The following is a 25,009-nucleotide window of genomic DNA, read 5'->3' as shown; positions in this document are numbered from 1 at the left end:
TCACTTTACATGGTAGATTGGAAAAATAGCTACGAAGACTATACTCGCTAATTAAAACGTGATGCCGATGCAACGCAATAAATTGCCAGATAGATCCATTTTGGTAGTATGCCTGCTTCATTGCGCGCCGTGGCGAATTCCGCCTTCAGATTCGCTTTTTCATACTGTTTATAACCGTCGGAGTTAACTCAAGGATGCGATTAACGACGAAATTCTCAGCTTTTATCACGCTGCTCACGGGGTTAACGATCTTCGTGACTCTGATAGGTTGCTCGCTAAGCTTTTATAACGCCGTACAGTATAAGTATGTCAGCCGTGTGCAGGCGACGGCGACAGCCATTGATACGCACCTGGTGACCCATGATATTGTCTCGCTGACGCCGCAAATCGACGAACTCATGATCGCTTCCGATATTGTGCGTGTCGATCTGTTGCAGGGGGAGCGCAGCGTCTACAGCCATTCTCGCGCCAGAGGTTATCGGCCAGCCGGTACCAGCGACATGTATCGCGAGCTGGTCGTACCGCTGATAAAACATCCAGGAATGTCGCTACGTCTGGTTTACCAGGACCCGATGGGTAACTATTTTCACTCACTGATCACCACGGCGCCGCTGACGCTGGCGATCGGTTTTATCGTTCTGATTTTGTTTTTATCGGTGCGCTGGCTGCAGCGGCAGCTTTCCGGGCAGGAGCTTCTGGAAATTCGCTCCACGCGCATTCTGAACGGCGAACGCGGGGCGAATGTCCGCGGTTCTGTTTACGAATGGCCAGCGCGCACCAGTAGCGCGCTTGATGTATTGCTTTCCGAAATTCAGTTTGCTCACGAACAGCGTAGTCGCCTGGACACCCTCATTCGCTCCTACGCCGCGCAGGACACCAAAACCGGACTCGGTAACCGTCTGTTCTTTGATAACCAACTGGCGACGCTGCTGGAAGATCAGGAAAAAGTGGGAGTGCATGGCGTGGTGATGATGATCCGCTTGCCAGACTTCAATCTTCTGCGCGACAGCCTGGGAGGCAATCAGGCGGAAGAGCAGATGTTTATGCTTATCAATCTGCTATCGACATTTATTATGCGTTACCCAGGCTCGCTGCTGGCGCGTTATCACCGCAGCGACTTTGCCGTGCTGCTACCGCATCGAACGCTGAAAGAAGCGGAAAGTATTGCCGGACAACTTTTAAAAGCTGTCGATGCGCTACCGGCTAACAAAATGCTCGATCGTGACGATATGGTACATATCGGCATTTGCGCCTGGCGCAGCGGACAGTCCACCGAGCAGGTGATGGAACATGCTGAAGCCGCGGCGCGGAATGCCGCCCTGCAGGGGGGAAATAGCTGGGCTATCTACGACGACACTCTGCCGGAAAAAGGGCGCGGCAATGTGCGCTGGCGCACATTGATTGAGCAGATGCTGAACCGGGGCGGACCGCGACTTTATCAAAAACCGGCGGTCACGCGAGAAGGTCGCGTGCATCATCGGGAATTGATGTGTCGCATCTATGACGGTAAAGAAGAGGTGAGCTCGGCGGAATATATGCCGATGGTGTTGCAATTTGGTTTATCGGAAGAGTATGACAGATTACAAATTAGCCGCCTGATTACGTTGCTGGGCTACTGGCCGGATGAAAATCTGGCAATGCAGTTGACGGTCGAGTCGCTGATTCGTCCGCGTTTTCAGCGCTGGTTGCGCGATACGTTAATGCAGTGTGAAAAATCACAGCGAAATCGCATAATTATTGAACTTGCGGAGGCAGATGTTTGTCAACACATCAGCCGGTTACAACCCATCCTTCGCTTAGTCAATGCGCTTGGCGTTCGGGTGGCGGTGACACAGGCGGGTTTGACGCTGGTTAGCACGAGCTGGATTAAAGCGCTCAATGTGGAATTACTCAAGCTGCATCCGAGTCTGGTCAGAAACATTGAGAAGCGAACGGAAAACCAGCTTCTGGTTCAAAGTTTGGTAGAGGCCTGCGCGGGTACGCCTACGCAGGTTTACGCGACGGGCGTCCGTTCGCGCGGCGAGTGGCAGACGCTGACAAAACGCGGCGTGGCTGGTGGGCAGGGTGATTTTTTTGCCTCCTCCCAACTACTTGACACAAACGTGAAAAAATATTCGCAAAGATACTCGGTTTAACCTGCCGTTTAATTTGTTTTCACGTAGAATAACGCGCGCTGCGCCTCATGGGGGTGTGCTTGTCTGCTCGCCAGATTGTTGCAGCAAATATGCAGGTGAATGACCTTTGACAGGTTGCAAACGAAGGCGAGGATTGCTGCTGATTTTTTCAGCCCTGAGGGACTCAGGCCGAGATTTGTAACAAAGGAAACGAACTGCACTAATTTTCACCGTAGCAGATGATTTTTGCGCCTTGTCGCTGCTGCGTGTGGTTGGTAAAGTAAGCGGATTTTGTTTTCCGCCCCAGCTTTCAGGATTATCCCTTAGTATGTTGAAAAAATTTCGTGGCATGTTTTCCAATGACCTGTCCATTGACCTGGGTACCGCGAATACCCTCATTTATGTAAAAGGACAAGGCATCGTATTGAATGAGCCTTCCGTTGTGGCCATTCGTCAGGATCGTGCCGGTTCGCCGAAAAGCGTGGCTGCAGTCGGTCATGATGCGAAGCAGATGCTGGGCCGTACGCCGGGCAATATCGCTGCGATCCGTCCGATGAAAGACGGCGTTATCGCTGACTTCTTTGTGACCGAAAAAATGCTCCAGCACTTTATTAAACAAGTGCACAGCAACAGCTTTATGCGCCCAAGCCCGCGCGTACTGGTATGCGTGCCGGTCGGCGCGACGCAGGTAGAACGCCGCGCGATTCGTGAATCCGCTCAGGGCGCAGGCGCCCGTGAAGTCTTTTTGATCGAAGAGCCGATGGCGGCCGCGATCGGCGCAGGTCTGCCAGTTTCTGAAGCAACCGGTTCAATGGTTGTGGATATCGGTGGTGGTACCACTGAAGTTGCCGTGATCTCCCTGAACGGCGTGGTTTACTCTTCTTCTGTCCGTATTGGTGGTGACCGCTTCGACGAAGCCATCATTAATTACGTTCGTCGTAACTACGGCTCTCTGATTGGTGAAGCCACCGCAGAACGTATTAAACACGAAATCGGTTCCGCTTATCCGGGCGACGAAGTCCGCGAGATCGAAGTGCGTGGCCGTAACCTGGCGGAAGGCGTTCCACGCGGCTTTACCCTGAACTCAAACGAGATTCTGGAAGCGTTGCAGGAACCGTTGACCGGTATCGTCAGCGCGGTAATGGTGGCGCTGGAGCAGTGTCCGCCAGAGCTGGCGTCAGACATCTCCGAGCGCGGTATGGTGCTCACCGGCGGCGGCGCGCTGCTGCGTAACCTTGACCGTCTGTTAATGGAAGAGACGGGCATTCCTGTCGTGGTTGCTGAAGATCCGCTGACCTGTGTGGCGCGCGGCGGCGGCAAGGCGCTGGAAATGATCGATATGCACGGCGGCGACCTGTTCAGCGAAGAGTAGTTGGATACGGGCAGGATTATCCCTGGATTGTCCTGCCTCTCCGACGCGAGAATACGCATAGCCTATGAAGCCAATTTTTAGCCGTGGCCCGTCGCTACAGATTCGCCTTATTCTGGCGGTGCTGGTGGCGCTCGGCGTTATCATTGCCGACAGCCGCCTGGGGACGTTCAGTCAAATCCGAACGTACATGGACACTGCCGTCAGTCCTTTCTATTTTATTTCAAACGGCCCTCGTGAACTGCTCGACAGCGTGTCGCAAACGCTGGCTTCTCGCGACCAGCTTGAGCTGGAAAACCGGGCGCTGCGCCAGGAATTACTGCTAAAAAACAGCGACCTGCTGATGCTGGGGCAGTACAAACAGGAGAACGCGCGGTTGCGCGAGCTGCTGGGGTCGCCGCTGCGTCAGGACGAGCAGAAAATGGTGACGCAGGTTATTTCAACGGTTAACGATCCTTACAGCGATCAGGTCGTTATCGATAAAGGCAGCGTTAATGGCGTATATGAAGGTCAACCGGTCATTAGCGACAAAGGCGTCGTAGGACAGGTTGTCGCCGTGGCGAAACTGACCAGCCGCGTGTTGCTGATTTGCGATGCGACTCATGCGCTGCCGATTCAGGTACTGCGCAATGACATCCGCGTGATTGCCGCCGGTAACGGCTGTACTGACGATCTTCAGCTTGAACATCTGCCCGCCAATACCGATATTCGCGTTGGCGATGTGCTGGTAACGTCCGGACTTGGCGGGCGTTTCCCGGAAGGGTATCCGGTGGCGGTGGTCTCCTCCGTCAAGCTGGACACTCAGCGCGCCTATACCGTCATTCAGGCACGTCCAACCGCGGGTTTGCAGCGTTTACGCTATCTGCTGCTGTTGTGGGGAGCCGATCGTAACGGCGCCAATCCGATGACGCCGGAAGAGGTTCACCGCGTCGCCAATGAGCGCCTGATGCAGATGATGCCGCAGGTGTTGCCTTCTCCGGATGCGATGGGGCCGCCGGCGCCAGTGCCGGACCCGGCGACGGGGATTACTCAGCCATCTGCGGGCCAGACTGCGCCGGTATCAACGCAACCATCGCCTTCGGGCGCGACCACGCCGCCTGCGCGTGCGCCGGGAGGGTAATGGTGGCGAGCTATCGTAGCCAGGGGCGCTGGGTTATCTGGCTCTCGTTTCTTATTGCGCTGTTGCTGCAAATCATGCCCTGGCCGGACGACATCATTGTTTTCCGGCCAAACTGGGTTTTGCTCATCTTACTGTACTGGATTCTGGCCCTGCCGCACCGCGTAAATGTGGGGACGGGATTTGTGATGGGTGCCATACTTGATCTCATCAGCGGTTCCACACTTGGCGTGCGCGCTCTGTCGATGAGTATTGTCGCCTATCTGGTCGCTCTGAAATTCCAGCTCTTCCGTAACCTGGCGCTCTGGCAGCAGGCGCTGGTGGTAATGTTGCTTTCACTGGCCGTGGACATTATTGTTTTCTGGGCCGAGTTTTTAGTGATCAACGTCTCTTTCAGACCGGAAGTGTTCTGGAGTAGTGTAGTCAATGGCGTGCTGTGGCCCTGGCTCTTTTTGCTGATGCGTAAAGTACGCCAGCAGTTTGCTGTGCAATAAAGGTCGATATGACAACTCTGTATCTTGCTTCCGGTTCCCCGCGTCGCCAGGAATTATTGACTCAACTTGGATTTTCATTCGAGCAGGTCGTGCCTGGTATTGAAGAGCAACGGCGTGCTCAGGAAAGCGCGCAGCAGTATGTTGTTCGGCTGGCGCGCGAAAAGGCGCAGGCTGGCGTGGCGCTGGTTCCCCGTGATCTGCCGGTGTTGGGCGCGGATACGATAGTCGTGTTAAACGGCGAGGTGCTGGAAAAGCCGCGCGACGCCGCTCATGCCGCAGAAATGCTGCGTTTGCTTTCCGGAAATACGCATCAGGTGATGACTGCTGTTGCGCTTGCGGACTCGCAGCAGACGCTGAATTGTCTGGTGGTAACGGAGGTGACTTTCCGCACGCTTTCTGCGCAGGATATTACTGGCTATGTCGCCAGCGGCGAGCCTTTAGATAAAGCAGGTGCATACGGTATTCAGGGGCGGGGTGGCTGTTTTGTCAGGAAGATAAATGGCAGCTATCACGCCGTGGTCGGCTTACCGCTGGTTGAAACGTATGAGTTGTTGAGTCATTTTAACGCACTGCGTGATAAAAGGGATAAACATGACGGCTGAATTGTTGGTAAACGTAACGCCATCGGAAACGCGCGTGGCGTACATTGATGGCGGTATTCTTCAGGAAATCCATATTGAGCGCGAAGCGCGACGCGGAATCGTAGGCAATATCTACAAAGGTCGTGTAAGTCGTGTACTTCCAGGTATGCAGGCGGCTTTTGTAGATATTGGGCTGGATAAAGCCGCATTTCTTCACGCTTCCGACATTATGCCGCATACCGAATGCGTGGCGGGCGACGAGCAAAAACAGTTTACCGTGCGCGATATCTCCGAACTGGTGCGTCAGGGACAGGATCTGATGGTGCAGGTAGTGAAAGATCCGCTCGGCACGAAAGGCGCGCGTTTGACCACGGACATCACGTTGCCCTCCCGTTACCTTGTTTTTATGCCCGGCGCGTCACACGTTGGCGTTTCCCAGCGCATCGAAAGCGAAAGTGAACGCGAGCGCCTGAAAAAGGTGGTGGCGGAATACTGCGACGAACAGGGCGGGTTTATTATCCGTACCGCGGCGGAAGGCGTGTGTGAAGAGGATCTCGCGTCTGACGCCGCCTATCTCAAGCGCGTCTGGACGAAAGTCATGGAGCGCAAAAAGCGTCCGCAAACGCGCTACCAGATGTATGGCGAACTGGCGCTGGCGCAGCGCGTGCTGCGCGATTTCGCCGATGCGCAGTTGGACCGAATTCGCGTCGACTCACGTCTGACCTATGAGTCGCTGCTGGAGTTTACCGCAGAATACATCCCGGAAATGACCAGTAAGCTGGAGCATTACAGTGGCCATCAGCCGATCTTCGATCTTTATGACGTGGAAAATGAGATCCAGCGCGCGCTGGAGCGTAAGGTTGAACTCAAGTCCGGCGGTTATCTGATTATCGACCAAACCGAAGCGATGACGACGGTAGATATCAATACCGGCGCGTTTGTCGGACACCGTAATCTCGACGACACCATTTTTAATACCAATATTGAAGCGACTCAGGCCATTGCCCGCCAGCTACGCCTACGTAATCTGGGCGGCATTATCATTATCGATTTTATCGACATGAATAATGAAGATCATCGCCGTCGGGTGCTGCATTCGCTGGAACAGGCGTTAAGTAAGGATCGCGTGAAAACCAGTATTAACGGTTTTTCGCCGCTGGGACTGGTGGAAATGACCCGTAAACGGACTCGTGAAAGCGTGGAACATGTGCTTTGTAACGAATGTCCAACCTGTCATGGCCGCGGGACGGTAAAAACGGTGGAAACCGTCTGCTATGAGATCATGCGTGAAATTGTACGTGTTCATCACGCTTATGACTCCGATCGCTTCCTGGTTTATGCTTCTCCTGCGGTGGCGGAAGCGCTGAAAGGCGAAGAATCACACGCGCTGGCGGAAGTCGAAATCTTTGTCGGCAAACAGGTTAAAGTTCAGGTCGAACCGCTTTATAACCAGGAGCAGTTTGACGTCGTAATGATGTAATTGAGTAATAGTACCAGCGCATGTAGGCCGGATAAGGCGCAAGCGCCGCCATCCGGCAATATATCCTCAAGGGGTGTGAGTCGTATTTTTTGGCAGACAAGGAGAGACGCGTGAGGCGATTGCCGGGGATTTTATTGCTCACTGGAGCCGCGCTCATCGTCATTGCAGCGCTGCTGGTTAGCGGGCTGCGCCTGGCGTTGCCTCATCTTGACGCCTGGCGTCCAGCTATCCTGAATAAGATTGAGTCTGTGACCGGCGTGCCGGTGGCCGCCAGCCAACTCTCCGCAAGCTGGCAAAATTTTGGCCCTACGCTGGAAGCGCATAATATTCATGCCGCCCTGAAAGATGGCGGCGAACTGTCGATAAAACGCGTTACGCTGGCGCTGGACGTCTGGCAAAGCCTGTTGCATATGCGCTGGCAGTTTCGCGACCTGACCTTCTGGCAACTCAATTTCCGCACCAACACGCCTCTTCAAAGCAGCGACGGCGAAGGCATCGAAACCAGCCGTTTAAGCGATCTTTTCCTGCGGCAGTTCGATCATTTCGATCTGCGCGATAGCCAAATCAGTTTTCTGACGCTTTCCGGACAACGCGCAGAGCTGGCGATCCCACAACTTACCTGGCTAAACGGCAAAGAGCGGCACCGCGCCGAAGGCGAGGTCAGTCTCTCCAGCCTGACCGGGCAGCACGGCGTGATGCAGGTGCGGATGGATTTACGCGATGACGACGGTTTGCTAAATAACGGCAGAGTCTGGTTACAGGCCGACGATATTGACGTCAAGCCGTGGCTGGGCAAATGGATGCAGGATAATGTGGCGCTCCAGACGGCGCGTTTCAGTCTGGAAGGCTGGATGACGCTCAGTAAAGGCGAAATCGCCGGAGGAGACGTCTGGCTGAAACAGGGCGGCGCAAGCTGGCTGGGCGATAACACGACGCACACGCTGTCTGTCGATAACCTGACGGCGCAGATTAGCCGCGAGCAGCCGGGCTGGCAGTTTTATATTCCGGACACACGGATTACGCTTGATGGTAAACCCTGGCCGAGCGGAGCCTTAACCGTGGCCTGGCTCCCGCAGCAGGACGTCGGCGGCGAGAATCACACACGTAGCGATGAACTACGCATTCGCGCCAGTAATCTTGAACTGGCGGGGCTGGAAGCATTACGTCCGCTGGCGGCTAAACTGTCGCCTGTGCTGGGCGAAATATGGCAGGCTACGCAGCCGAGCGGAAAGATCGCCACACTGGCGCTGGATATTCCGCTACAGGCGACCGAAAAAACGCGTTTTCAGGCATCGTGGGAAAATCTTGCCTGGAAACAGTGGAAGCTGTTGCCCGGCGCGGAACATTTTTCCGGTACGCTGGCGGGAAGCGTAGAAGACGGGCAGATGAAGGTTGCGATGCAGCAAGCTAAAATGCCCTATGAAACCGTTTTTCGCGCGCCGCTGGAAATTGAAAACGGCGTCGCGACGCTTAGCTGGTTGAAGAATGAGAACGGCTTTCAGCTTGATGGCCGCGACATTGACGTCAAAGCAAAGGCGGTACATGCGCGCGGCGGGTTCCGCTATCTGCAACCGACGGGCGACGAACCGTGGCTGGGTATTCTGGCCGGAATCAGTACCGACGATGGATCTCAGGCGTGGCGCTATTTTCCGGAAAACCTGATGGGCAAAGCGCTGGTCGATTACCTTAGCGGCGCGATTCAGGGCGGCGAGGCGGATAACGCCACGTTGGTTTACGGTGGTAACCCGCACCTCTTTCCCTATAAGCATAACGAAGGTCAGTTCGAAGTACTGGTGCCGCTACGCAATGCGACGTTTGCTTTTCAACCCGACTGGCCGGCGCTAAAAAATCTCAACATTGAACTGGATTTCCTGAACGACGGTCTGTGGATGCGTTCGGATAGCGTCGATTTGGGCGGGGTGAAGGCCAGCAAACTCGCGGCGGCGATTCCGGATTATTCCAAAGAGAAACTGCTCATTGATGCCGATATTAACGGGCCGGGAAAAGCCGTTGGGCCTTATTTTGACGAGACGCCGCTAAAAGACTCGCTTGGCTCGACGCTGGCGGAGCTCCAATTAGATGGCGATGTGAATGCTCGCTTACATCTTGATATTCCGCTGGATGGCGAACAGGTTACCGCTGAGGGTGATGTCTCGTTGCGTAATAACAGTCTGTTTATTAAGCCGCTAAACAGCACGCTCAAAAATCTGAACGGTAAATTCAGCTTTGTGAATGGCGCGCTAAAAAGCGGGCCGCTGACGGCAAACTGGTTTAATCAGCCGCTGAACCTGGATTTCAGTACGACGGAAGGGGCAAAAGCCTATCAGGTCGCCGTCAACCTGAACGGTAACTGGCAGCCAACGCGTATGGGCGTCTTACCGCCGCAACTGAATGATGCCCTGAGCGGCAGCGTGACGTGGAATGGTAAAGTCGGCATCGATCTTCCGTATCACGCTGACACCACTTATCACATCGAGCTGAACGGCGATCTGAGAAATGTGAGTAGTCACTTACCTTCTCCGCTAAATAAACCCGCAGGCGAAGCCATTCCGGTGAACATTCAGGCTGACGGCAACCTGAAAAGTTTTGCGCTAACGGGGAGCGCAGGGAGTAAAAATCACTTTAACAGCCGCTGGTTATTAAATCAGAAGCTGACGTTGGATCGGGCTATCTGGACGACGGACAGCCGGACGATTCCGCCATTGCCTGCTCAACAAGGCGTTGAGCTCAATCTGCCGGCGCTGGATGGCGCGCAATGGCTGGCGTTATTCCAGAAAGGCGCGGCGGATAACGTGAGCAGTTCGGCCGAGTTTCCTCAACGCGTCACGTTGCGTACTCCCGCGCTATCGCTGGGCGGCCAGCAGTGGAACAATTTGAGCGTCGTTTCAGCCCCCTCGCTGAATGGAACAAAAATTGAAGCGCAGGGCCGTGAGGTGAACGCCACGCTGCTCATGCGCAACCATGCGCCGTGGCTGGCGAACATTAAGTACCTGTATTACAACCCTGGTGTCGCAAAAACGCACGCCTCGTCACCAACGCCGACATCGCCGTTGGCTTCGGCGAACACGATTAGCTTCCGCGGCTGGCCGGACTTACAGCTTCGCTGCGAAGAGTGCTGGCTGTGGGGGCAAAAATATGGGCGTATTGATGGCGATTTCGCCATCAAAGGCAATACGCTGACTCTGGCGAATGGCCTGATCGATACCGGATTCGCCCGTTTGAAAGCGAACGGCGAGTGGGTGAATGCGCCGGGTAATGAACGAACCTCGCTGAAAGGTAGTCTGCATGGTAGTAACCTCGACACGGCTGCCGGGTTCTTCGGCATCTCGACGCCAATCCAGAACGCGTCTTTTAACGTAGATTACGATCTGCACTGGCGAAACCCGCCCTGGCAACCTGATGAAGCCACGCTCAACGGGATTTTACGTACGCGTCTGGGCAAAGGCGAGTTTACTGATCTCAGTAGCGGTCATGCCGGACAGCTACTGCGGCTGCTCAGTTTTGATGCGTTGCTGCGTAAGCTGCGGTTTGACTTCAGAGATACCTTTAGCGAGGGCTTCTATTTCGACTCTATTCATAGTACCGCGTGGATTAAAGATGGCGTCCTGCATACTGACGATACGCTGGTGGATGGGCTGGAAGCGGATATTGCAATGAAAGGTTCTGTTGATCTGGTGCGTCGTCGTCTTGATATGGAGGCCGTTGTCGCGCCGGAAATTTCCGCCACCGTGGGCGTCGCCGCCGCGTTTGCCGTTAACCCGATTGTCGGCGCGGCGGTATTTGCCGCCAGTAAAGTGTTGGGGCCGCTATGGAGCAAGGTCTCCATTTTGCGTTATCGCATTACCGGTCCGGTCGATGCGCCGCAGATCAACGAAGTTCTGCGCCAACCGAGAAAAGAAAGCCAGCAATGATTTGACGGGGGCGAGGAATTGCCCCACTCTCAGTAAATAGTCATGCCGGACGGCGCTGCGTTTATCCGGTTTGCACAATCTAACAACGTAGTCCGGATAAGGCGTGAACCGCCATCCGGCAGAAATCAACGAGTAGCAAAAACGATGAGTCTGAACCTGGTAAGTGAACAATTGCTAGCGGCGAATGGCCTGAACCATCAGGATCTGTTCGCTATTTTGGGCCAACTGGCCGAACGCCGTCTTGATTATGGCGACCTCTATTTTCAGTCGAGCTATCACGAATCCTGGGTTTTAGAAGACCGCATCATTAAAGATGGTTCATATAATATCGACCAGGGCGTTGGCGTTCGCGCCATTAGCGGCGAAAAAACCGGTTTTGCTTATGCTGACCAGATAAGCCTCCTCGCGCTGGAGCAGAGTGCGCAGGCAGCGCGAACCATTGTACGCGATAACGGCGAAGGCAAGGTAAAAACGCTCGCCGCCGTAGCGCATCAGCCGCTCTACACCACCCTTGATCCGCTGCAAAGTATGAGCCGCGAAGAGAAGCTGGATATCCTCAGACGCGTTGATAAAGCGGCGCGAGAAGCCGATAAACGCGTACAGGAAGTTAACGCCAGCCTGACCGGCGTATATGAATTAATCCTCGTGGCGGCGACCGACGGGACGCTGGCGGCGGATGTCCGTCCACTGGTGCGGTTGTCCGTTAGCGTGCAGGTGGAAGAAGACGGTAAACGCGAGCGCGGCGCCAGCGGCGGCGGCGGTCGCTTTGGTTATGAGTATTTTCTTGCCGATCTCGACGGCGAGGTTCGCGCCGACGCGTGGGCTAAAGAAGCGGTACGCATGGCGCTGGTTAATCTCTCCGCGGTCGCTGCGCCAGCGGGGACGTTACCGGTGGTTCTGGGCGCCGGGTGGCCGGGCGTATTGCTGCACGAAGCGGTCGGTCACGGGCTGGAAGGTGATTTTAACCGTCGTGGGACATCTGTGTTTAGCGGTCAGATCGGCGAGCAGGTTGCCTCCGCGCTTTGCACCGTAGTGGACGACGGCACAATGATGAACCGTCGCGGCTCCGTTGCTATCGATGATGAAGGTACGCCAGGCCAGTACAACGTATTGATTGAAAATGGCGTACTGAAAGGATACATGCAGGACAAGCTGAACGCGCGCCTGATGGGCGCTGCGCCGACCGGTAACGGGCGTCGCGAATCTTATGCGCATCTGCCGATGCCGCGTATGACGAATACCTATATGTTGGCGGGGCAGTCAACGCCGCAGGAAATTATCGAATCCGTTGAATACGGCATCTATGCGCCTAATTTTGGCGGCGGTCAGGTGGATATCACCTCCGGCAAGTTTGTGTTCTCTACCTCGGAAGCGTATCTGATTGAAAACGGCAAAGTCACGACGCCGGTGAAGGGCGCGACGTTGATTGGATCAGGCATTGAAACGATGCAACAGATCTCCATGGTCGGCAACGACCTTAAGCTGGATAACGGGGTGGGGGTCTGCGGTAAAGAGGGTCAAAGTCTGCCGGTAGGCGTAGGCCAGCCGACGCTGAAAGTCGATAACCTGACGGTTGGCGGCACCGCATAACTGTCCGCCTTATCAGGCCTGTGGTGTGTGCCGCCCAGGCCTGATAAGCGCAGCGCCACCAGGCAATGTCTGCGTCGGGTGGCATCTGACCTACAATCGTCTTCCGCAATTACCCGGTGTTTTTATTTTTCTTTCCCTCGCCCGTGCATTCCCTGAAACAGGTGTGCGACATCGACAAAATAGTCAGTTAACGCGTTAATCACTACCTGCACTTTAAGCGGCAGCTTATCTTTTTCGGTGTACAGCGCGTACACCGGACGAGGATCGGACTGATAGCGAGGCAGCAGGATCTCCAGATCGCCACGATTGATCTCATCGATCACCCACATCAGCGGCACATAGGCGATTCCGGTTCCGGCGGTCAGCCAGCGTACCAGCGTCATCGGATCGTTAGTGACGAACCGCCCCTGTGGAATCAGTCGGGTAGAAATTCCTTCCGGCGCGATAAGTTCAAACTCATTATCCGGGCGCACGCTATATTCCAGCCAGGAATGGCTACTGAGATCGGCGGGTTTTTCCGGGACGCCGTACTGAGCGAGGTACGGCTTGGCGGCGCACACAACCATCGGCATCGCGCCAAGTCGACGGGAAAACAGGCTGGAGTCTTGCAGCGCGCCCACGCGGATCACCACGTCCAGCCCGTCGGCAATTAAATCCGGAGCCGGAATTCCTGTCACCAGATTGACCGCCAGACCGGGATACTCTTTTAATAATTTTGCGGTAAGCCCGGCCAGCACATTTTGCGCCATGGTTGAAGAACAGCCGATACGCAATGTACCGATGGGCGTGTTATTAAAAGCGTAAAGCTGCTCATGAACATCCTGCACTTCATGCAACATACGCCGACAGCCCTGATAATAGATTTTTCCAGCTTCGGTGAGCCCAATGCTGCGTGTGCTGCGGTTGAGCAATTTAACCTGAAGCTCATCTTCCAGTTTCGCCACAGTCTGGCTGATGGACGATACGCTCATTTGCAGCTGTCTGGCTGCGGCGGTAAAAGAGCCAAACTCGACAACTTTGGCGAATACCGACATTCGTTTTAATCGTTCCATTATTCACTCTGGCTTAAAAGTGATTTAGATCACATAATATAGATAACAGCATAACAATTACGTTAATATACTATTATTCGAATAAGAGCTATGTCGCTCTCGCCTGGCGTCTCTTGCCCTTCTCTGCGGCGATGTAGCTTAACAATCTATCGCCTGCTCTCTCTCAGAAATCAAGGTCAACATGAGTCTGTTTCCCGTTATCGTGGTGTTTGGTCTTTCCTTCCCACCGATATTTTTCGAATTGCTTTTGTCACTGGCTATTTTTTGGCTGGTGCGTCGGATGCTTGTGCCGACGGGTATCTATGATTTTGTCTGGCATCCGGCTCTGTTCAATACCGCGCTGTATTGTTGTCTGTTTTATTTAATATCGCGCCTGTTCGTTTGAGGTTGAAGTGAAAACACTAACAAGAAAACTCTCCCGTACGGCCATTACCCTCGTACTGGTTATTCTGGCCTTTATCGCCATTTTCCGCGCCTGGGTGTATTACACCGAATCACCCTGGACGCGCGACGCGCGTTTTAGCGCCGATGTCGTCGCTATTGCCCCGGATGTCGCGGGCCTGATTACCCATGTAAACGTGCATGATAACCAACTGGTGAAAAAGGATCAGGTCCTGTTTACCATCGATCAGCCACGCTATCAAAAAGCGCTGGCGGAAGCGGAAGCTGATGTAGCCTATTATCAGGTACTGGCGCAGGAAAAACGCCAGGAAGCCGGTCGCCGTAATCGCCTCGGCGTACAGGCGATGTCCCGGGAAGAGATCGATCAGGCGAACAATGTCTTGCAGACGGTACTGCATCAACTGGCTAAAGCCCAGGCGACGCGCGATCTGGCTAAACTCGATCTGGAACGCACCGTCATTCGCGCGCCTGCCGACGGCTGGGTGACTAACCTCAATGTTTATGCCGGTGAATTTATTACCCGCGGTTCCACAGCCGTCGCCCTGGTGAAAAAGAACTCTTTTTACGTGCAGGCCTATATGGAAGAGACCAAGCTGGAAGGCGTGCGTCCGGGATATCGTGCCGAAATCACGCCGCTTGGCAGCAACCGGGTATTAAAAGGTACCGTCGATAGCGTGGCGGCAGGGGTAACGAATGCCAGCAGTACCAGCGATGCGAAAGGGATGGCGACGATAGACTCTAACCTCGAATGGGTGCGTCTGGCCCAGCGTGTCCCGGTGCGTATCCGGCTCGACGAGCAGCAGGGGAATTTGTGGCCTGCCGGTACGACGGCAACCGTCGTGATCACCGGTAAGCAGGATCGTGACGCAAGCCAGGACTCCTTCTTCCGTAAACTGGCGCACCGGCTGCGCGAATTCGGTTAATCGTCATGGGCATTTTCTCCATTGCCAACCAGCACATTCGTTTTGCGGTAAAGCTGGCGTGCGCCATTGTGCTGGCATTATTTATCGGCTTCCATTTTCAACTGGAGACGCCGCGTTGGGCGGTGCTGACCGCCGCGATCGTGGCGGCAGGCCCGGCATTTGCCGCCGGCGGGGAACCCTATTCCGGCGCTATCCGTTATCGCGGAATGTTGCGTATTATCGGGACGTTTATTGGCTGTATCGCCGCGCTTATCATTATTATCTCTATGATCCGCGCGCCGCTATTGATGATTCTGGTGTGCTGTGTCTGGGCCGGTTTTTGTACCTGGATCTCCTCTTTAGTACGGATCGAAAACTCTTATGCGTGGGGACTGTCAGGTTATACTGCGCTGATCATTGTGATTACCATTCAGACGGAGCCGCTACTCACGCCGCAATTTGCGCTTGAACGCTGTAGCGAAATCGTCATCGGCATTGGCTGCGCTATTTTAGCGGATCTGCTTTTCTCGCCGCGATCGATAAAGCAGGAGGTTGATCGCGAACTGGACAGTTTACTGGTAGCGCAATATCAGCTAATGCAACTTTGTATTAAGCATGGCGACAGCGAAGAAGTCGACAACGCCTGGGGCGATCTGGTGCGACGCACGGCGGCGCTGGAGGGGATGCGAAGTAATCTGAATATGGAATCTTCGCGCTGGGTACGCGCTAACCGCCGCCTGAAAGCGTTGAATACGCTTTCGCTCACGCTGATTACGCAATCCTGTGAAACTTATCTTATTCAAAACACGCGGCCGGAACTGATTACCGATACATTCCGGGAACTGTTCGAGACGCCGGTTGAAACGGTACAGGACGTCCACAGACAGTTAAAACGGATGCGGCGTGTCATTGTCTGGACTGGCGAGCGCGAAACGCCCGTCACGCTTTATAGCTGGGTAGGCGCTGCGACGCGCTATCTATTGCTTAAACGCGGCGTGATCAGTAACACCAAAATCAGCGCGACGGAAGAAGAGATCCTGCAAGGCGAGCCCGTAGTTAAAGTGGAATCCGCTGAACGCCACCATGCGATGGTGAACTTCTGGCGCACCACGCTTTCCTGCATTCTGGGGACATTATTCTGGCTATGGACCGGCTGGACATCGGGTAATGGCGCGATGGTGATGATTGCCGTGGTGACCTCGCTGGCGATGCGTTTACCCAATCCGCGCATGGTCTGCATTGATTTTATTTATGGCACTCTGGCGGCGTTGCCGCTGGGATTGCTCTATTTCCTGGTGATTATTCCCAATACGCAGCAAAGTATGCTGTTGTTATGTTTGAGCCTGGCGGTATTGGGGTTCTTTATCGGCATTGAGGTCCAGAAACGGCGTCTGGGGTCGATGGGGGCGCTGGCCAGTACGATTAACATTATTGTGTTGGATAATCCGATGACGTTCCATTTCAGCCAGTTTCTCGACAGCGCGTTGGGGCAAATTGTCGGCTGTATGCTGGCGTTTATCGTCATCCTGCTGGTGCGTGATAAATCCAAAGATCGAACCGGTCGCGTGCTGCTTAATCAGTTTGTTTCCGCTGCGGTCTCGGCAATGACGACCAACGTGGTACGTCGTAAAGAAAACCGTCTGCCTGCGTTATATCAGCAACTCTTTTTGCTGATGAATAAATTCCCAGGCGATTTGCCGAAGTTTCGCCTGGCGCTAACGATGATCATTGCTCATCAACGTCTGCGCGACGCGCCGATACCGGTTAATGAGGATCTGTCAGTGTTCCATCGTCAGCTTCGTCGTACCGCAGACCATGTTATTTCCGCCGGAAGCGATGATAAACGGCGACGCTACTTTGGTCAGTTGCTGGATGAGCTGGATATCTATCAGGAGAAATTACGTATCTGGGAGGCGCCGCCACAGGTGACGGAACCGGTTAAACGCCTGACGGGCATGTTACATAAATACCAGAACGCGCTTACCGATAGCTAACCCACAAGAACCGATGCCAAAAGCGTCGGTTTTTTTATGACTATACTTATTTGAGATACAAAAACAGCGCAAGAGTGCTCCGGGGCTAAAAGCGTTTCTGGAAGTGAAACCTCTGCATAATGATGCTTAGTAGTAAAACAGACAATTGTCTGTCGGGGATGGTGGCTGGCTATGAATGTCTATACTTTTGATTTTAATGATATTAAAAACCAAAGCGATTTTTATCGCGAGTTTACGCAGACGTTTGGTCTTGCCAGTGAGAAAGTAAGCGATCTTGATACATTATGGGATGCGGTAATGAGCGATATCTTACCTCTACCGCTAGAGATTGAGTTCGTTCACCTGCCTGATAAACTGCGCAGGCGCTACGGGGCGCTGATTTTACTCTTTGATGAAGCGGAAGAAGAGCTGGAGGGGCGGCTACGGTTTAATGTCCGGCATTGAAAAAGCATAAAAAAGCCCCCGACAGGCGGGGGCAAGTCGTCGGGTTAGACGACGAGGGTTTACTTATACAACTCGGCGGTGGCGTGCCAGTTATCACCTTCTTTTAATTCGATGATGCGATAGCTATTAGCGCCTGCTTTTTCGGCTTTAGCGACGATCTCCTGGCGCATATCCATTGGCGTACTACCAATCTGCGAGACGGAAATGGTGCCCATCGGTTGCAGATTCTGCGCCTGTTCCGCGTTGACCTGGTGTACTGCGGCATTTGCGCCGAAAGAGAGCAGAGTGGCCAGGCCGAGTGATGCGATAATGTATTTCGTTTTCATGGTCTTTTATTCCTTTATAGGGTCAACCTCGCGGATTAATGGGCTTTTCTTATGCGATATCTCCGCGAAGTAACGACACGTTATATGCGATGGCAGGTGAATTTTATTTGTACAGTTCGGCAGTGGCGTGCCAGTTGCTGCCGCTACGCGCTTCGGTAATGTGGTAGGCCGTAGCGCCTTGTTCATCCGCTTTTTTGCTCAGCATGGCGTTCATATCCATAGGCGATGAGCCGATAGCGCTGACTGAAACCGATCCGATTGCTTCACGATTTTGCGCTTGCTCTGCGCTGATAGGTTCTGCGGCGAAAGCGCCAAAAGAGAGAACGGACAGAACACTTAATGTTGCAACAGTGGTTTTGATTTTCATGATTTTTACCTCGTCGAATTCCTTTACTGGGGTCTTTGTTTCGTGACCCTCATCACAAAATTAAGTATACACTAATCACGCGATTAATTAATACCACGCTAATTGTTTCTGCTTTTTAAAGACATTAAAAATTTTATTTTTTATAACGTTATGGAATTAAAATTGCTGTTTTTCGCCGCTTCCTTTTAAAAAACAAAAGAAAATCAATTGGTTAAAAAATTTGACATTTTGTGCGTTTTTTTGATTTATCATTCATGTGGTGAATGTTTAAGGGCATGATTTGCCAAATGACAGCCGTACAGGAAAGCGGCGAGGGGAGAGGACAAAAAGGTGCCTCCGCCGTACGACGACGGAGGAAGTGGGACTAAAGCTCTTGTTCAAAAAGTTCCAGAATGGCTTCGTACAGATCTCTTACGGAAAAGCCGCTGGCAGGCGTGGTGAAGATAGTATCGTCGCCGGCAATCGTGCCGAGAATACCTTCTGCTTTCCCCAGTGAATCCAGCAGGCGCGCAATGAGTTGTGCCGCGCCGGGGCTGGTATGAATCACCACGACAGCGTCGTTATAGTCGATATCCAGCACCAGATTTTTCAACGGACTGGATGTTGTTGGGACGCCCAGTTCAGCCGGAAGACAGTACACCATTTCCATTTTTGCGTTACGTGTACGCACTGCGCCGAACTTAGTCAACATGCGCGAGACCTTGGACTGATTGATATTTTCAAAGCCCTGATCCTGCAACGCGAGGACGATTTCGCCCTGTGAGCTGAATTTTTCTTCTTTGAGGAGCGCTTTAAACGCTCTTACTAGTTCTTCTTGTTTAGCCGAGCTTCGCATAAGTCACCCGTAATATGGCGGTAGAAACAACATTATTGTGCATACAGATGAATTTTTATGCAAACAGTCTGCCTTGTTTAAGGCTGAAATAATGTTATGAAAGAGCGGAATTTTATCAAATTTCGTTATCAAGAAACATGCCTGTGTCACGCCTCGCAAATAAGATTAAAAGTAAATTAATTGTTATCAAAATGATGTTGTTTTGAGAGGATAGTAGGGTATATTGTCATCACCTGTAGGAACGTTGCTCTCTGGTTGCAGCCGATCCGGATTACGCAAATTAAATGCATAAAAGCCAAAATTGCGCGACTCCGCATTCTTGATGAGTGAGGATTGTAATCATTGAATTTGTGAATTAAGGTCGCCGCCGCGGAGCAATAGACACTTAGCTAATCATATAATAAGGAGTTTAGGATGAAAGTCGCAGTCCTCGGCGCTGCTGGTGGTATCGGTCAGGCGCTGGCATTACTTTTAAAAAACCAACTGCCTTCAGGTTCAGAACTCTCCCTGTACGACATCGCTCCAGTGACTCCCGGTGTGGCCGTTGATTTGAGCCACATCCCCACCGCTGTAAAAATCAAAGGTTTCTCCGGTGAAGACGCAACCCCGGCGCTTGAAGGCGCTGACGTAGTACTGATTTCTGCGGGTGTGGCGCGTAAGCCGGGTATGGACCGTTCCGACCTGTTTAACGTTAACGCCGGCATCGTGAAAAACCTGGTGCAGCAGATCGCTAAAACCTGCCCGAAAGCGTGCGTGGGCATTATCACCAACCCGGTGAACACCACCGTTGCGATTGCGGCGGAAGTGCTGAAAAAAGCAGGCGTATACGACAAAAACAAACTGTTTGGCGTTACCACGCTGGATATCATCCGCTCTAATACCTTTGTCGCAGAGCTGAAAGGTAAGCTGCCAACGGAAGTTGAAGTGCCGGTGATTGGCGGACACTCCGGCGTGACGATTCTGCCGCTGCTGTCGCAGATTCCAGGCGTAAGTTTTACCGAACAAGAAGCGGCTGAGCTGACTAAACGTATTCAGAACGCCGGTACTGAAGTCGTCGAGGCGAAAGCCGGCGGCGGATCGGCAACCCTCTCTATGGGTCAGGCTGCCGCGCGTTTCGGTCTTTCACTGGTTCGCGCTCTGCAGGGCGAAAAAGGCGTGGTGGAATGCGCCTATGTGGAAGGCGACGGTCAGTATGCCCGTTTCTTCTCTCAGCCGCTGCTGCTGGGTAAAAACGGTGTAGAAGAGCGTAAATCCATCGGCACACTGAGCGCTTTCGAGCAACATTCGCTGGACGCTATGCTGGATACGCTGAAAAAAGATATTCAGTTGGGTGAAGATTTTATTAATAAATAAGCTGTTCCTGCCCGATGCCGGGGCTTTTGCTCCGGCTTCTTTGACTGTAAACAAGCCACGAAATCAAGTACTAAATCTGCTAAACTCCTCACGTCTTATCGGTTATTAACGAGAACGTCGTGAAAAAGATCCAAAGAACGCAAACCCGCGATCACATTACGCAAATGCTTCGCTATGAAATTCTTTCCGGCAATATAAAAGCGGGAGAAGAACTCGCGCAGGAAAGTATTGCGGAGCAGCTCGGTCTTTCACGAATGCCGGTTCGAGAAGCGCTACAGTCACTCGAACAGGAAGGTTTTTTAATCCGACTGCCCAACAGGCACATGCAGGTCGCGCATCTTGAGGCCGATCGCGTGAGTCATATTTTTCGCGTGATTGCCGCGATGGCCGCCGAAATGTTTTCGCTGATACCCAGCGAAGTAGGCGATGCCCTCCTGATACGTGCGCAAGCGCTGGCTGTCGCAGAAGACAAATCCTGCGAACTGGAGTGTCATGCGATGCTGATTTCTTATGTGAATAACCGCTATCTGGAAAAGGTGTATCAGCAGTTCCTGGACGGTTATGTCTCTTATGTTATTTTGCATCTGAAAAAAGATAATCAGGAGTCGGCGCAGCTTTTCGCTGAACTGGCTGACGTCATACGCCGGGGGCGGCGTGATGAGATTGGGCAAGTTATGCAGCGTTATTTCCTCTCTTTAGCAGAAATAATGCGTCAACATATGAAGGATTGGGAAAGTGCAGAAGCCTAAGTTAGGGAAGATTAAGCTTCTTTCAGCGAAAGAACAGGTCGCGGCAGTGCTGCGTAAAGCGATTCTTTCGAGGGAGTTAGTGGAAGGGCAGGAGATTACGTTAGAAGGCATTGCCGGAATGGTCGGCGTGTCCAGTATGCCAGTGCGCGAGGCGTTTCAGATTCTGGCGGCGGATGGGCTGATAAAAGTGCGCCCTAATAAAGGGGCGGTGGTGTTGGGCATCAATGAACAAACGATCCGTGAACACTATGAAATTCGCGCGCTGTTAGAAAGTGAGGCGGTGGCTAAAGCTTCTCGTCCTGGCACCGATATCTCGCGGATAGCCCAGGTGCATTATGCCGCTGAAAAGGCTCTCGCGGAAAATAACTCGGCGGAATACTCCGACCTGAATCAGGCATTTCATATGGAAATATGGAATGTTGCTGGCAACGAAAAAATGAAAATGTTGCTCTGTAATATGTGGAACGGCCTGTCGATGGGCCATAAGGTCACCGAAGAAGAGTATGCCGTGATTTCCATTCAGGAACATAAAAGTATTCTGCAAGCTCTTGAACTTCATGATGAAACATTGGCACGCCAGCGCATGCGCGAACACATTATTCGCTCAATGGAGAATATGCTGACCCGCTATGTTGGTGACCCTTCTGCCTGATCTTTTCGCCTGCGTGAGCATCGCAGGCGCTTCAACCAATTCTTCAATTCTATTAATCACGTCCAGTAACGATCTAACCACGATCTTGATGTAGATCTCACTCCTGCATCTTTCCTGAGAAACGATTTGACTTAGTTTTTGTATGGGAATAATTTCTCCCTGTCAACATTGGATACAATATCATATATCATTGATTGGATAATTATAAATATGGAACCCATTACCCTTACCTTATGTTTATTGGTGTTCGCTATCGTCATGTTTGTATGGGAAAAAGTGCCTCTAGCCGTCACTTCCATGATTGTCTGCGTGGCCTTAGTGATCACCGGCGTTCTGAATATCAAACAAGCCTTTGCTGGCTTTATCGACACTAACGTCATCCTCTTTGTCGCGATGTTTATCGTGGGCGGCGCGTTGTTCGAGACCGGTATGGCAAACAAAGTGGGCGGCGTCATCACGCGCTTCGCGAAAACAGAAAAACAGCTGATCTTCACCATTATGGTGGTGGTGGGTTTGATGTCTGGCGTCCTCTCTAACACCGGTACCGCTGCGGTTTTGATTCCGGTGGTGATCGGCGTGGCGGCAAAATCGGGCTTCTCGCGTTCTCGTCTACTGATGCCGCTGGTTTTCGCCGCTGCGTTGGGCGGTAACCTGTCGTTAATTGGCGCGCCGGGAAATCTTATCGCGCAGTCTGCGCTACAGAATATTGGCGGCGGCTTTGGCTTTTTTGAATACGCAAAAATCGGTCTCCCGATGCTCATCTGCGGCATTCTCTACTTCCTGACTATTGGCTATCGCTTTCTGCCGAATAATGCGACCGGCGGTGAGGTGGGGAGCGTCGGGGAGCAACGTGACTACAGCCATGTTCCACAGTGGAAACAACGGCTCTCACTCGTGGTGTTGATCGCAACGATCCTCGGCATGATCTTTGAGAAAAAGATCGGTGTCAGCCTGGCCGTGACCGGTTGTATTGGCGCTCTTGTGCTGGTAGTAAGCGGCGTACTCACGGAAAAACAGGCCTATAAAGCCATTGATTCACAGACTATTTTTATCTTTGGCGGCACACTGGCGCTGGCAAAAGCGCTGGAAATGACCGGGGCAGGCAAGCTGGTTGCGGACTATGTAATCGGCATGCTGGGGCAAAACTCCTCACCGTTCATGTTGCTGATCGCCGTTTTCGCCTTATCCGTTGTGATGACCAACTTTATGTCCAATACCGCAACGACAGCGCTATTGGTGCCGGTGAGTTTGTCCATTGCCGCAGGCATGGGGGCCGACCCGCGTGCGGTTCTGATGGCGACGGTCATTGGCGGTTCCTGCGCCTACGCAACCCCTATCGGTATGCCTGCCAACATGATGGTGCTCTCCGCGGGTGGCTATAAATTTGTCGACTACGCTAAGGCCGGTATCCCCCTGATTATCGTTTCAACCATTGTCAGCTTGATCCTGCTGCCAATCCTTTTCCCTTTTCATCCGTAATTAACGGAAGCTGTTCTGACTAAGGAGCATTTATGAGCAAAAGTGAACAGATATCCCATATGACCGACGTTATGGCCAAGTTTGTGGGATATACCGGCAAAGTTTTGCCTGATGATGTCACTGCAAAACTGGAAGATTTGCATAAGAAAGAGACCAGTAAACTGGCCGACGTCATCTTTACTACCATGATTGAGAACCAGCGTCTGGCGAAAGAGCTGGATCGACCTTCCTGCCAGGACACCGGTGTCATTCAGTTTCTGGTGGAGTGCGGGACGAACTTTCCGCTGATTGGCGAGCTGGAAGCGTTGTTGCGTGAGGCGGTGATCAAAGCAACTGTAGATTCTCCGCTGCGCCACAACAGCGTAGAAACTTTTGATGAATACAACACCGGTAAAAACGTGGGTAAAGGTACGCCGACGGTCTTCTGGGAGATCGTTCCCAATTCCGATCAGTGCAGCATTTATACCTATATGGCGGGCGGTGGTTGTTCTCTGCCGGGGAAAGCGATGGTGCTGATGCCGGGTGCAGGCTATGAAGGTGTGACCCGCTTTGTACTGGATGTGATGACCAGCTACGGCCTCAACGCGTGTCCGCCGCTGCTGGTTGGCGTGGGCGTAGCGACCTCTGTTGAAACGGCGGCACTGCTATCGAAAAAAGCGCTGATGCGTCCGATCGGTTCGCATAACGAGAATGAGCGTGCAGCCTCGCTGGAAAAAATGCTGGAAGACGGCATTAACAAAATTGGCCTGGGGCCGCAGGGGATGTCCGGTAATACCTCCGTTATGGGCGTGAACATTGAAAACACCGCGCGTCATCCTTCTACCATCGGCGTGGCGGTAAACGTCGGCTGCTGGTCGCACCGTAAAGGGCATATCGTTTTCGATAAAGATTTGAATTACACCATTACGTCTCACAGCGGAGTGAATTTCTGATGACTAAAAAAATCCTGACTACGCCAATTAAAGATGAAGATTTAGCGGATATTAAGGCTGGCGATATTATTTATCTCAATGGTCATATTGTTACCTGCCGTGACGTAGCCCATCGCCGTTTAATTGAAGGTGGTCGCGAACTTCCGGTAGATGTTCGCGGCGGCGCTATTTTACACGCTGGCCCCATTGTCCGCCCAATTAAAGGCGAAGACGATAAGTTTGAAATGGTCTCCGTTGGACCAACCACCAGCATGCGTATGGAGAAATTCGAAAAAGAATTTATTGCGCAGACTGGCGTGAAATTAATTGTGGGTAAAGGCGGTATGGGTAAAGGTACCGAAGAGGGCTGTGCTGAACACAAAGCGCTGCACTGCGTATTCCCTGCCGGTTGTGCGGTTGTAGCCGCCGTGTGCGTGGAAGAAATTGAAGATGCCCAATGGCGCGATCTGGGGATGCCGGAAACGCTGTGGGTCTGTCGGGTTAAAGAGTTTGGCCCGCTGATTGTTTCTATTGATACCCATGGGAATAATCTGTTTGAACAGAACAAAATTATTTTTAATCAGCGTAAAGAGATCGTCGCTGATGAAATATGCCAGAACGTAAGTTTCATCAAATAAACCTGATTACGTAAATTGCACGATAATGGTGGTAATACGTTATGACGATAATAATAACCAAGGGCTCTGGCCGGGGGCGGCTCAGGGAAATCCACCCTTATTATTTTATCGTCATAAATAGCCCCATTATCGTGCCTCCTGCCTGAAGGCTATTTTATGACTAATGCAGCTCTGCTATTAGGTGAAGGCTTCACCCTGATGTTCCTCGGCATGGGGTTCGTGCTGGCGTTTCTGTTCCTGCTGATTTTC

At 52.6% G+C, this 25,009-nt stretch carries 22 protein-coding genes and 1 pseudogene; 19 read left to right on the top strand and 4 right to left on the bottom strand.

Going from position 1 to position 25,009, the window contains the following annotated elements; genetic code table 11:
- Positions 1-194 precede the first annotated feature (194 nt).
- The 8 genes from csrD (at position 195) to tldD (ending at position 12,656) form a co-directional block, all read left to right on the top strand.
- On the top strand, positions 195-2,135 hold the full coding sequence (csrD, locus tag NA197_RS22450) for an RNase E specificity factor CsrD (protein ID WP_001241381.1): 1,941 nt from the start codon (positions 195-197) through the stop codon (positions 2,133-2,135).
- Positions 2,136-2,442: 307 nt separating this feature from the next.
- Entirely contained in the window at positions 2,443-3,486 is a 1,044-nt protein-coding gene (gene mreB / locus NA197_RS22445) for a rod shape-determining protein MreB (RefSeq protein ID WP_000913396.1), read from the top strand.
- A gap of 64 nt (positions 3,487-3,550) precedes the next feature.
- A complete protein-coding gene (gene mreC / locus NA197_RS22440; protein WP_000802538.1) occupies positions 3,551-4,603 on the top strand; it encodes a rod shape-determining protein MreC in 1,053 nt (350 codons plus the stop codon).
- 2 nt (positions 4,604-4,605) lie between these two features.
- Positions 4,606-5,094 carry a rod shape-determining protein MreD gene (mreD, locus tag NA197_RS22435; RefSeq protein ID WP_000179403.1) on the top strand — a complete coding sequence of 163 codons (489 nt, stop codon included), beginning with the start codon at positions 4,606-4,608 and terminating at the stop codon, positions 5,092-5,094.
- Between the two features lie 8 nt (positions 5,095-5,102).
- On the top strand, positions 5,103-5,696 hold the full coding sequence (locus tag NA197_RS22430; protein ID WP_000210309.1) for a Maf family protein: 594 nt from the start codon (positions 5,103-5,105) through the stop codon (positions 5,694-5,696).
- A complete protein-coding gene (gene rng, locus NA197_RS22425) occupies positions 5,686-7,155 on the top strand; it encodes a ribonuclease G (RefSeq protein ID WP_000123188.1) in 1,470 nt (489 codons plus the stop codon). The genes NA197_RS22430 and rng overlap by 11 nt, the downstream gene beginning before the upstream one ends.
- 110 nt (positions 7,156-7,265) lie before the next feature.
- Positions 7,266-11,066 carry an AsmA2 domain-containing protein YhdP gene (yhdP, locus tag NA197_RS22420; protein ID WP_001253500.1) on the top strand — a complete coding sequence of 1,267 codons (3,801 nt, stop codon included), beginning with the start codon at positions 7,266-7,268 and terminating at the stop codon, positions 11,064-11,066.
- A 144-nt stretch (positions 11,067-11,210) separates the two neighbouring features.
- Positions 11,211-12,656: a metalloprotease TldD gene (tldD, locus tag NA197_RS22415; RefSeq protein WP_000055930.1), complete on the top strand. Its 1,446-nt coding sequence runs from the start codon at positions 11,211-11,213 to the stop codon at positions 12,654-12,656.
- A gap of 122 nt (positions 12,657-12,778) precedes the next feature.
- On the opposite strand, the gene aaeR is transcribed toward tldD, so the two are convergent.
- Positions 12,779-13,708, bottom strand: a complete 930-nt coding sequence (gene aaeR / locus NA197_RS22410) for an HTH-type transcriptional activator AaeR (RefSeq protein WP_000440300.1) — start codon at positions 13,706-13,708, stop codon at positions 12,779-12,781.
- A gap of 181 nt (positions 13,709-13,889) precedes the next feature.
- Between aaeR and aaeX the strand changes: the two genes are divergently transcribed.
- The 4 genes from aaeX to NA197_RS22390 all read left to right on the top strand — a co-directional run bounded on the left by aaeX (position 13,890) and on the right by NA197_RS22390 (position 17,450).
- The gene (aaeX, locus tag NA197_RS22405; RefSeq protein ID WP_000051840.1) at positions 13,890-14,093 is read left to right on the top strand and encodes a p-hydroxybenzoic acid efflux pump operon protein AaeX; all 204 of its coding nucleotides are present in this window, start codon (positions 13,890-13,892) and stop codon (positions 14,091-14,093) included.
- 7 nt (positions 14,094-14,100) lie between these two features.
- Positions 14,101-15,033: a p-hydroxybenzoic acid efflux pump subunit AaeA gene (gene aaeA, locus NA197_RS22400; protein WP_000855134.1), complete on the top strand. Its 933-nt coding sequence runs from the start codon at positions 14,101-14,103 to the stop codon at positions 15,031-15,033.
- A gap of 5 nt (positions 15,034-15,038) precedes the next feature.
- Positions 15,039-17,006 carry a p-hydroxybenzoic acid efflux pump subunit AaeB gene (gene aaeB / locus NA197_RS22395; protein ID WP_000510913.1) on the top strand — a complete coding sequence of 656 codons (1,968 nt, stop codon included), beginning with the start codon at positions 15,039-15,041 and terminating at the stop codon, positions 17,004-17,006.
- A gap of 171 nt (positions 17,007-17,177) precedes the next feature.
- Positions 17,178-17,450 carry a barstar family protein gene (locus tag NA197_RS22390; protein ID WP_001103887.1) on the top strand — a complete coding sequence of 91 codons (273 nt, stop codon included), beginning with the start codon at positions 17,178-17,180 and terminating at the stop codon, positions 17,448-17,450.
- Positions 17,451-17,509: 59 nt separating this feature from the next.
- Here the strand turns inward: NA197_RS22390 and yhcN-B are convergent, their stop codons facing one another.
- The 3 genes from yhcN-B to argR all read right to left on the bottom strand — a co-directional run bounded on the left by yhcN-B (position 17,510) and on the right by argR (position 18,978).
- Positions 17,510-17,776 (bottom strand): DUF1471 family stress response protein YhcN-B, encoded by a 267-nt coding sequence (gene yhcN-B, locus NA197_RS22385; RefSeq protein ID WP_000853277.1) that lies wholly within the window; start codon positions 17,774-17,776, stop codon positions 17,510-17,512.
- 103 nt (positions 17,777-17,879) lie between these two features.
- Entirely contained in the window at positions 17,880-18,143 is a 264-nt protein-coding gene (gene yhcN / locus NA197_RS22380) for a peroxide/acid stress response protein YhcN (protein ID WP_000695695.1), read from the bottom strand.
- Between the two features lie 364 nt (positions 18,144-18,507).
- Positions 18,508-18,978, bottom strand: a complete 471-nt coding sequence (gene argR, locus NA197_RS22375; protein ID WP_001257852.1) for a transcriptional regulator ArgR — start codon at positions 18,976-18,978, stop codon at positions 18,508-18,510.
- A gap of 414 nt (positions 18,979-19,392) precedes the next feature.
- Here argR and mdh point away from each other — a divergent pair, with 414 nt between their 5' ends.
- The 7 genes and pseudogenes from mdh to NA197_RS22340 all read left to right on the top strand — a co-directional run.
- Positions 19,393-20,331, top strand: coding sequence for a malate dehydrogenase (gene mdh / locus NA197_RS22370; RefSeq protein WP_000861586.1), 939 nt, complete (start codon positions 19,393-19,395; stop codon positions 20,329-20,331).
- A gap of 119 nt (positions 20,332-20,450) precedes the next feature.
- The gene (locus tag NA197_RS22365) at positions 20,451-21,080 is read left to right on the top strand and encodes a GntR family transcriptional regulator (RefSeq protein ID WP_064043236.1); all 630 of its coding nucleotides are present in this window, start codon (positions 20,451-20,453) and stop codon (positions 21,078-21,080) included.
- Positions 21,067-21,732, top strand: a complete 666-nt coding sequence (locus NA197_RS22360; protein ID WP_001171581.1) for a GntR family transcriptional regulator — start codon at positions 21,067-21,069, stop codon at positions 21,730-21,732. The genes NA197_RS22365 and NA197_RS22360 overlap by 14 nt, the downstream gene beginning before the upstream one ends.
- Before the next feature lie 210 nt (positions 21,733-21,942).
- Positions 21,943-23,211 carry an SLC13 family permease gene (locus tag NA197_RS22355; protein WP_000433390.1) on the top strand — a complete coding sequence of 423 codons (1,269 nt, stop codon included), beginning with the start codon at positions 21,943-21,945 and terminating at the stop codon, positions 23,209-23,211.
- Positions 23,212-23,243: 32 nt separating this feature from the next.
- Positions 23,244-24,143 carry a L(+)-tartrate dehydratase subunit alpha gene (ttdA, locus tag NA197_RS22350; protein WP_000045349.1) on the top strand — a complete coding sequence of 300 codons (900 nt, stop codon included), beginning with the start codon at positions 23,244-23,246 and terminating at the stop codon, positions 24,141-24,143.
- Complete coding sequence (gene ttdB / locus NA197_RS22345; protein WP_000162405.1) at positions 24,143-24,760, top strand: L(+)-tartrate dehydratase subunit beta; 618 nt, start codon at positions 24,143-24,145, stop codon at positions 24,758-24,760. Before ttdA ends, ttdB begins: the two co-directional genes overlap by 1 nt.
- Before the next feature lie 156 nt (positions 24,761-24,916).
- A pseudogene (locus tag NA197_RS22340) lies at positions 24,917-25,009 on the top strand (oxaloacetate decarboxylase subunit gamma); the annotation flags it as partial.

The sequence above is a fragment of the Salmonella sp. NW884 genome (assembly GCF_051700745.1).
GTDB classification, from domain to species: Bacteria; Pseudomonadota; Gammaproteobacteria; order Enterobacterales; family Enterobacteriaceae; genus Salmonella; species Salmonella enterica.
The sequence above is the reverse complement of the archived record's forward strand: the minus strand, read 5'-3'. Positions and strand labels throughout refer to the sequence as shown.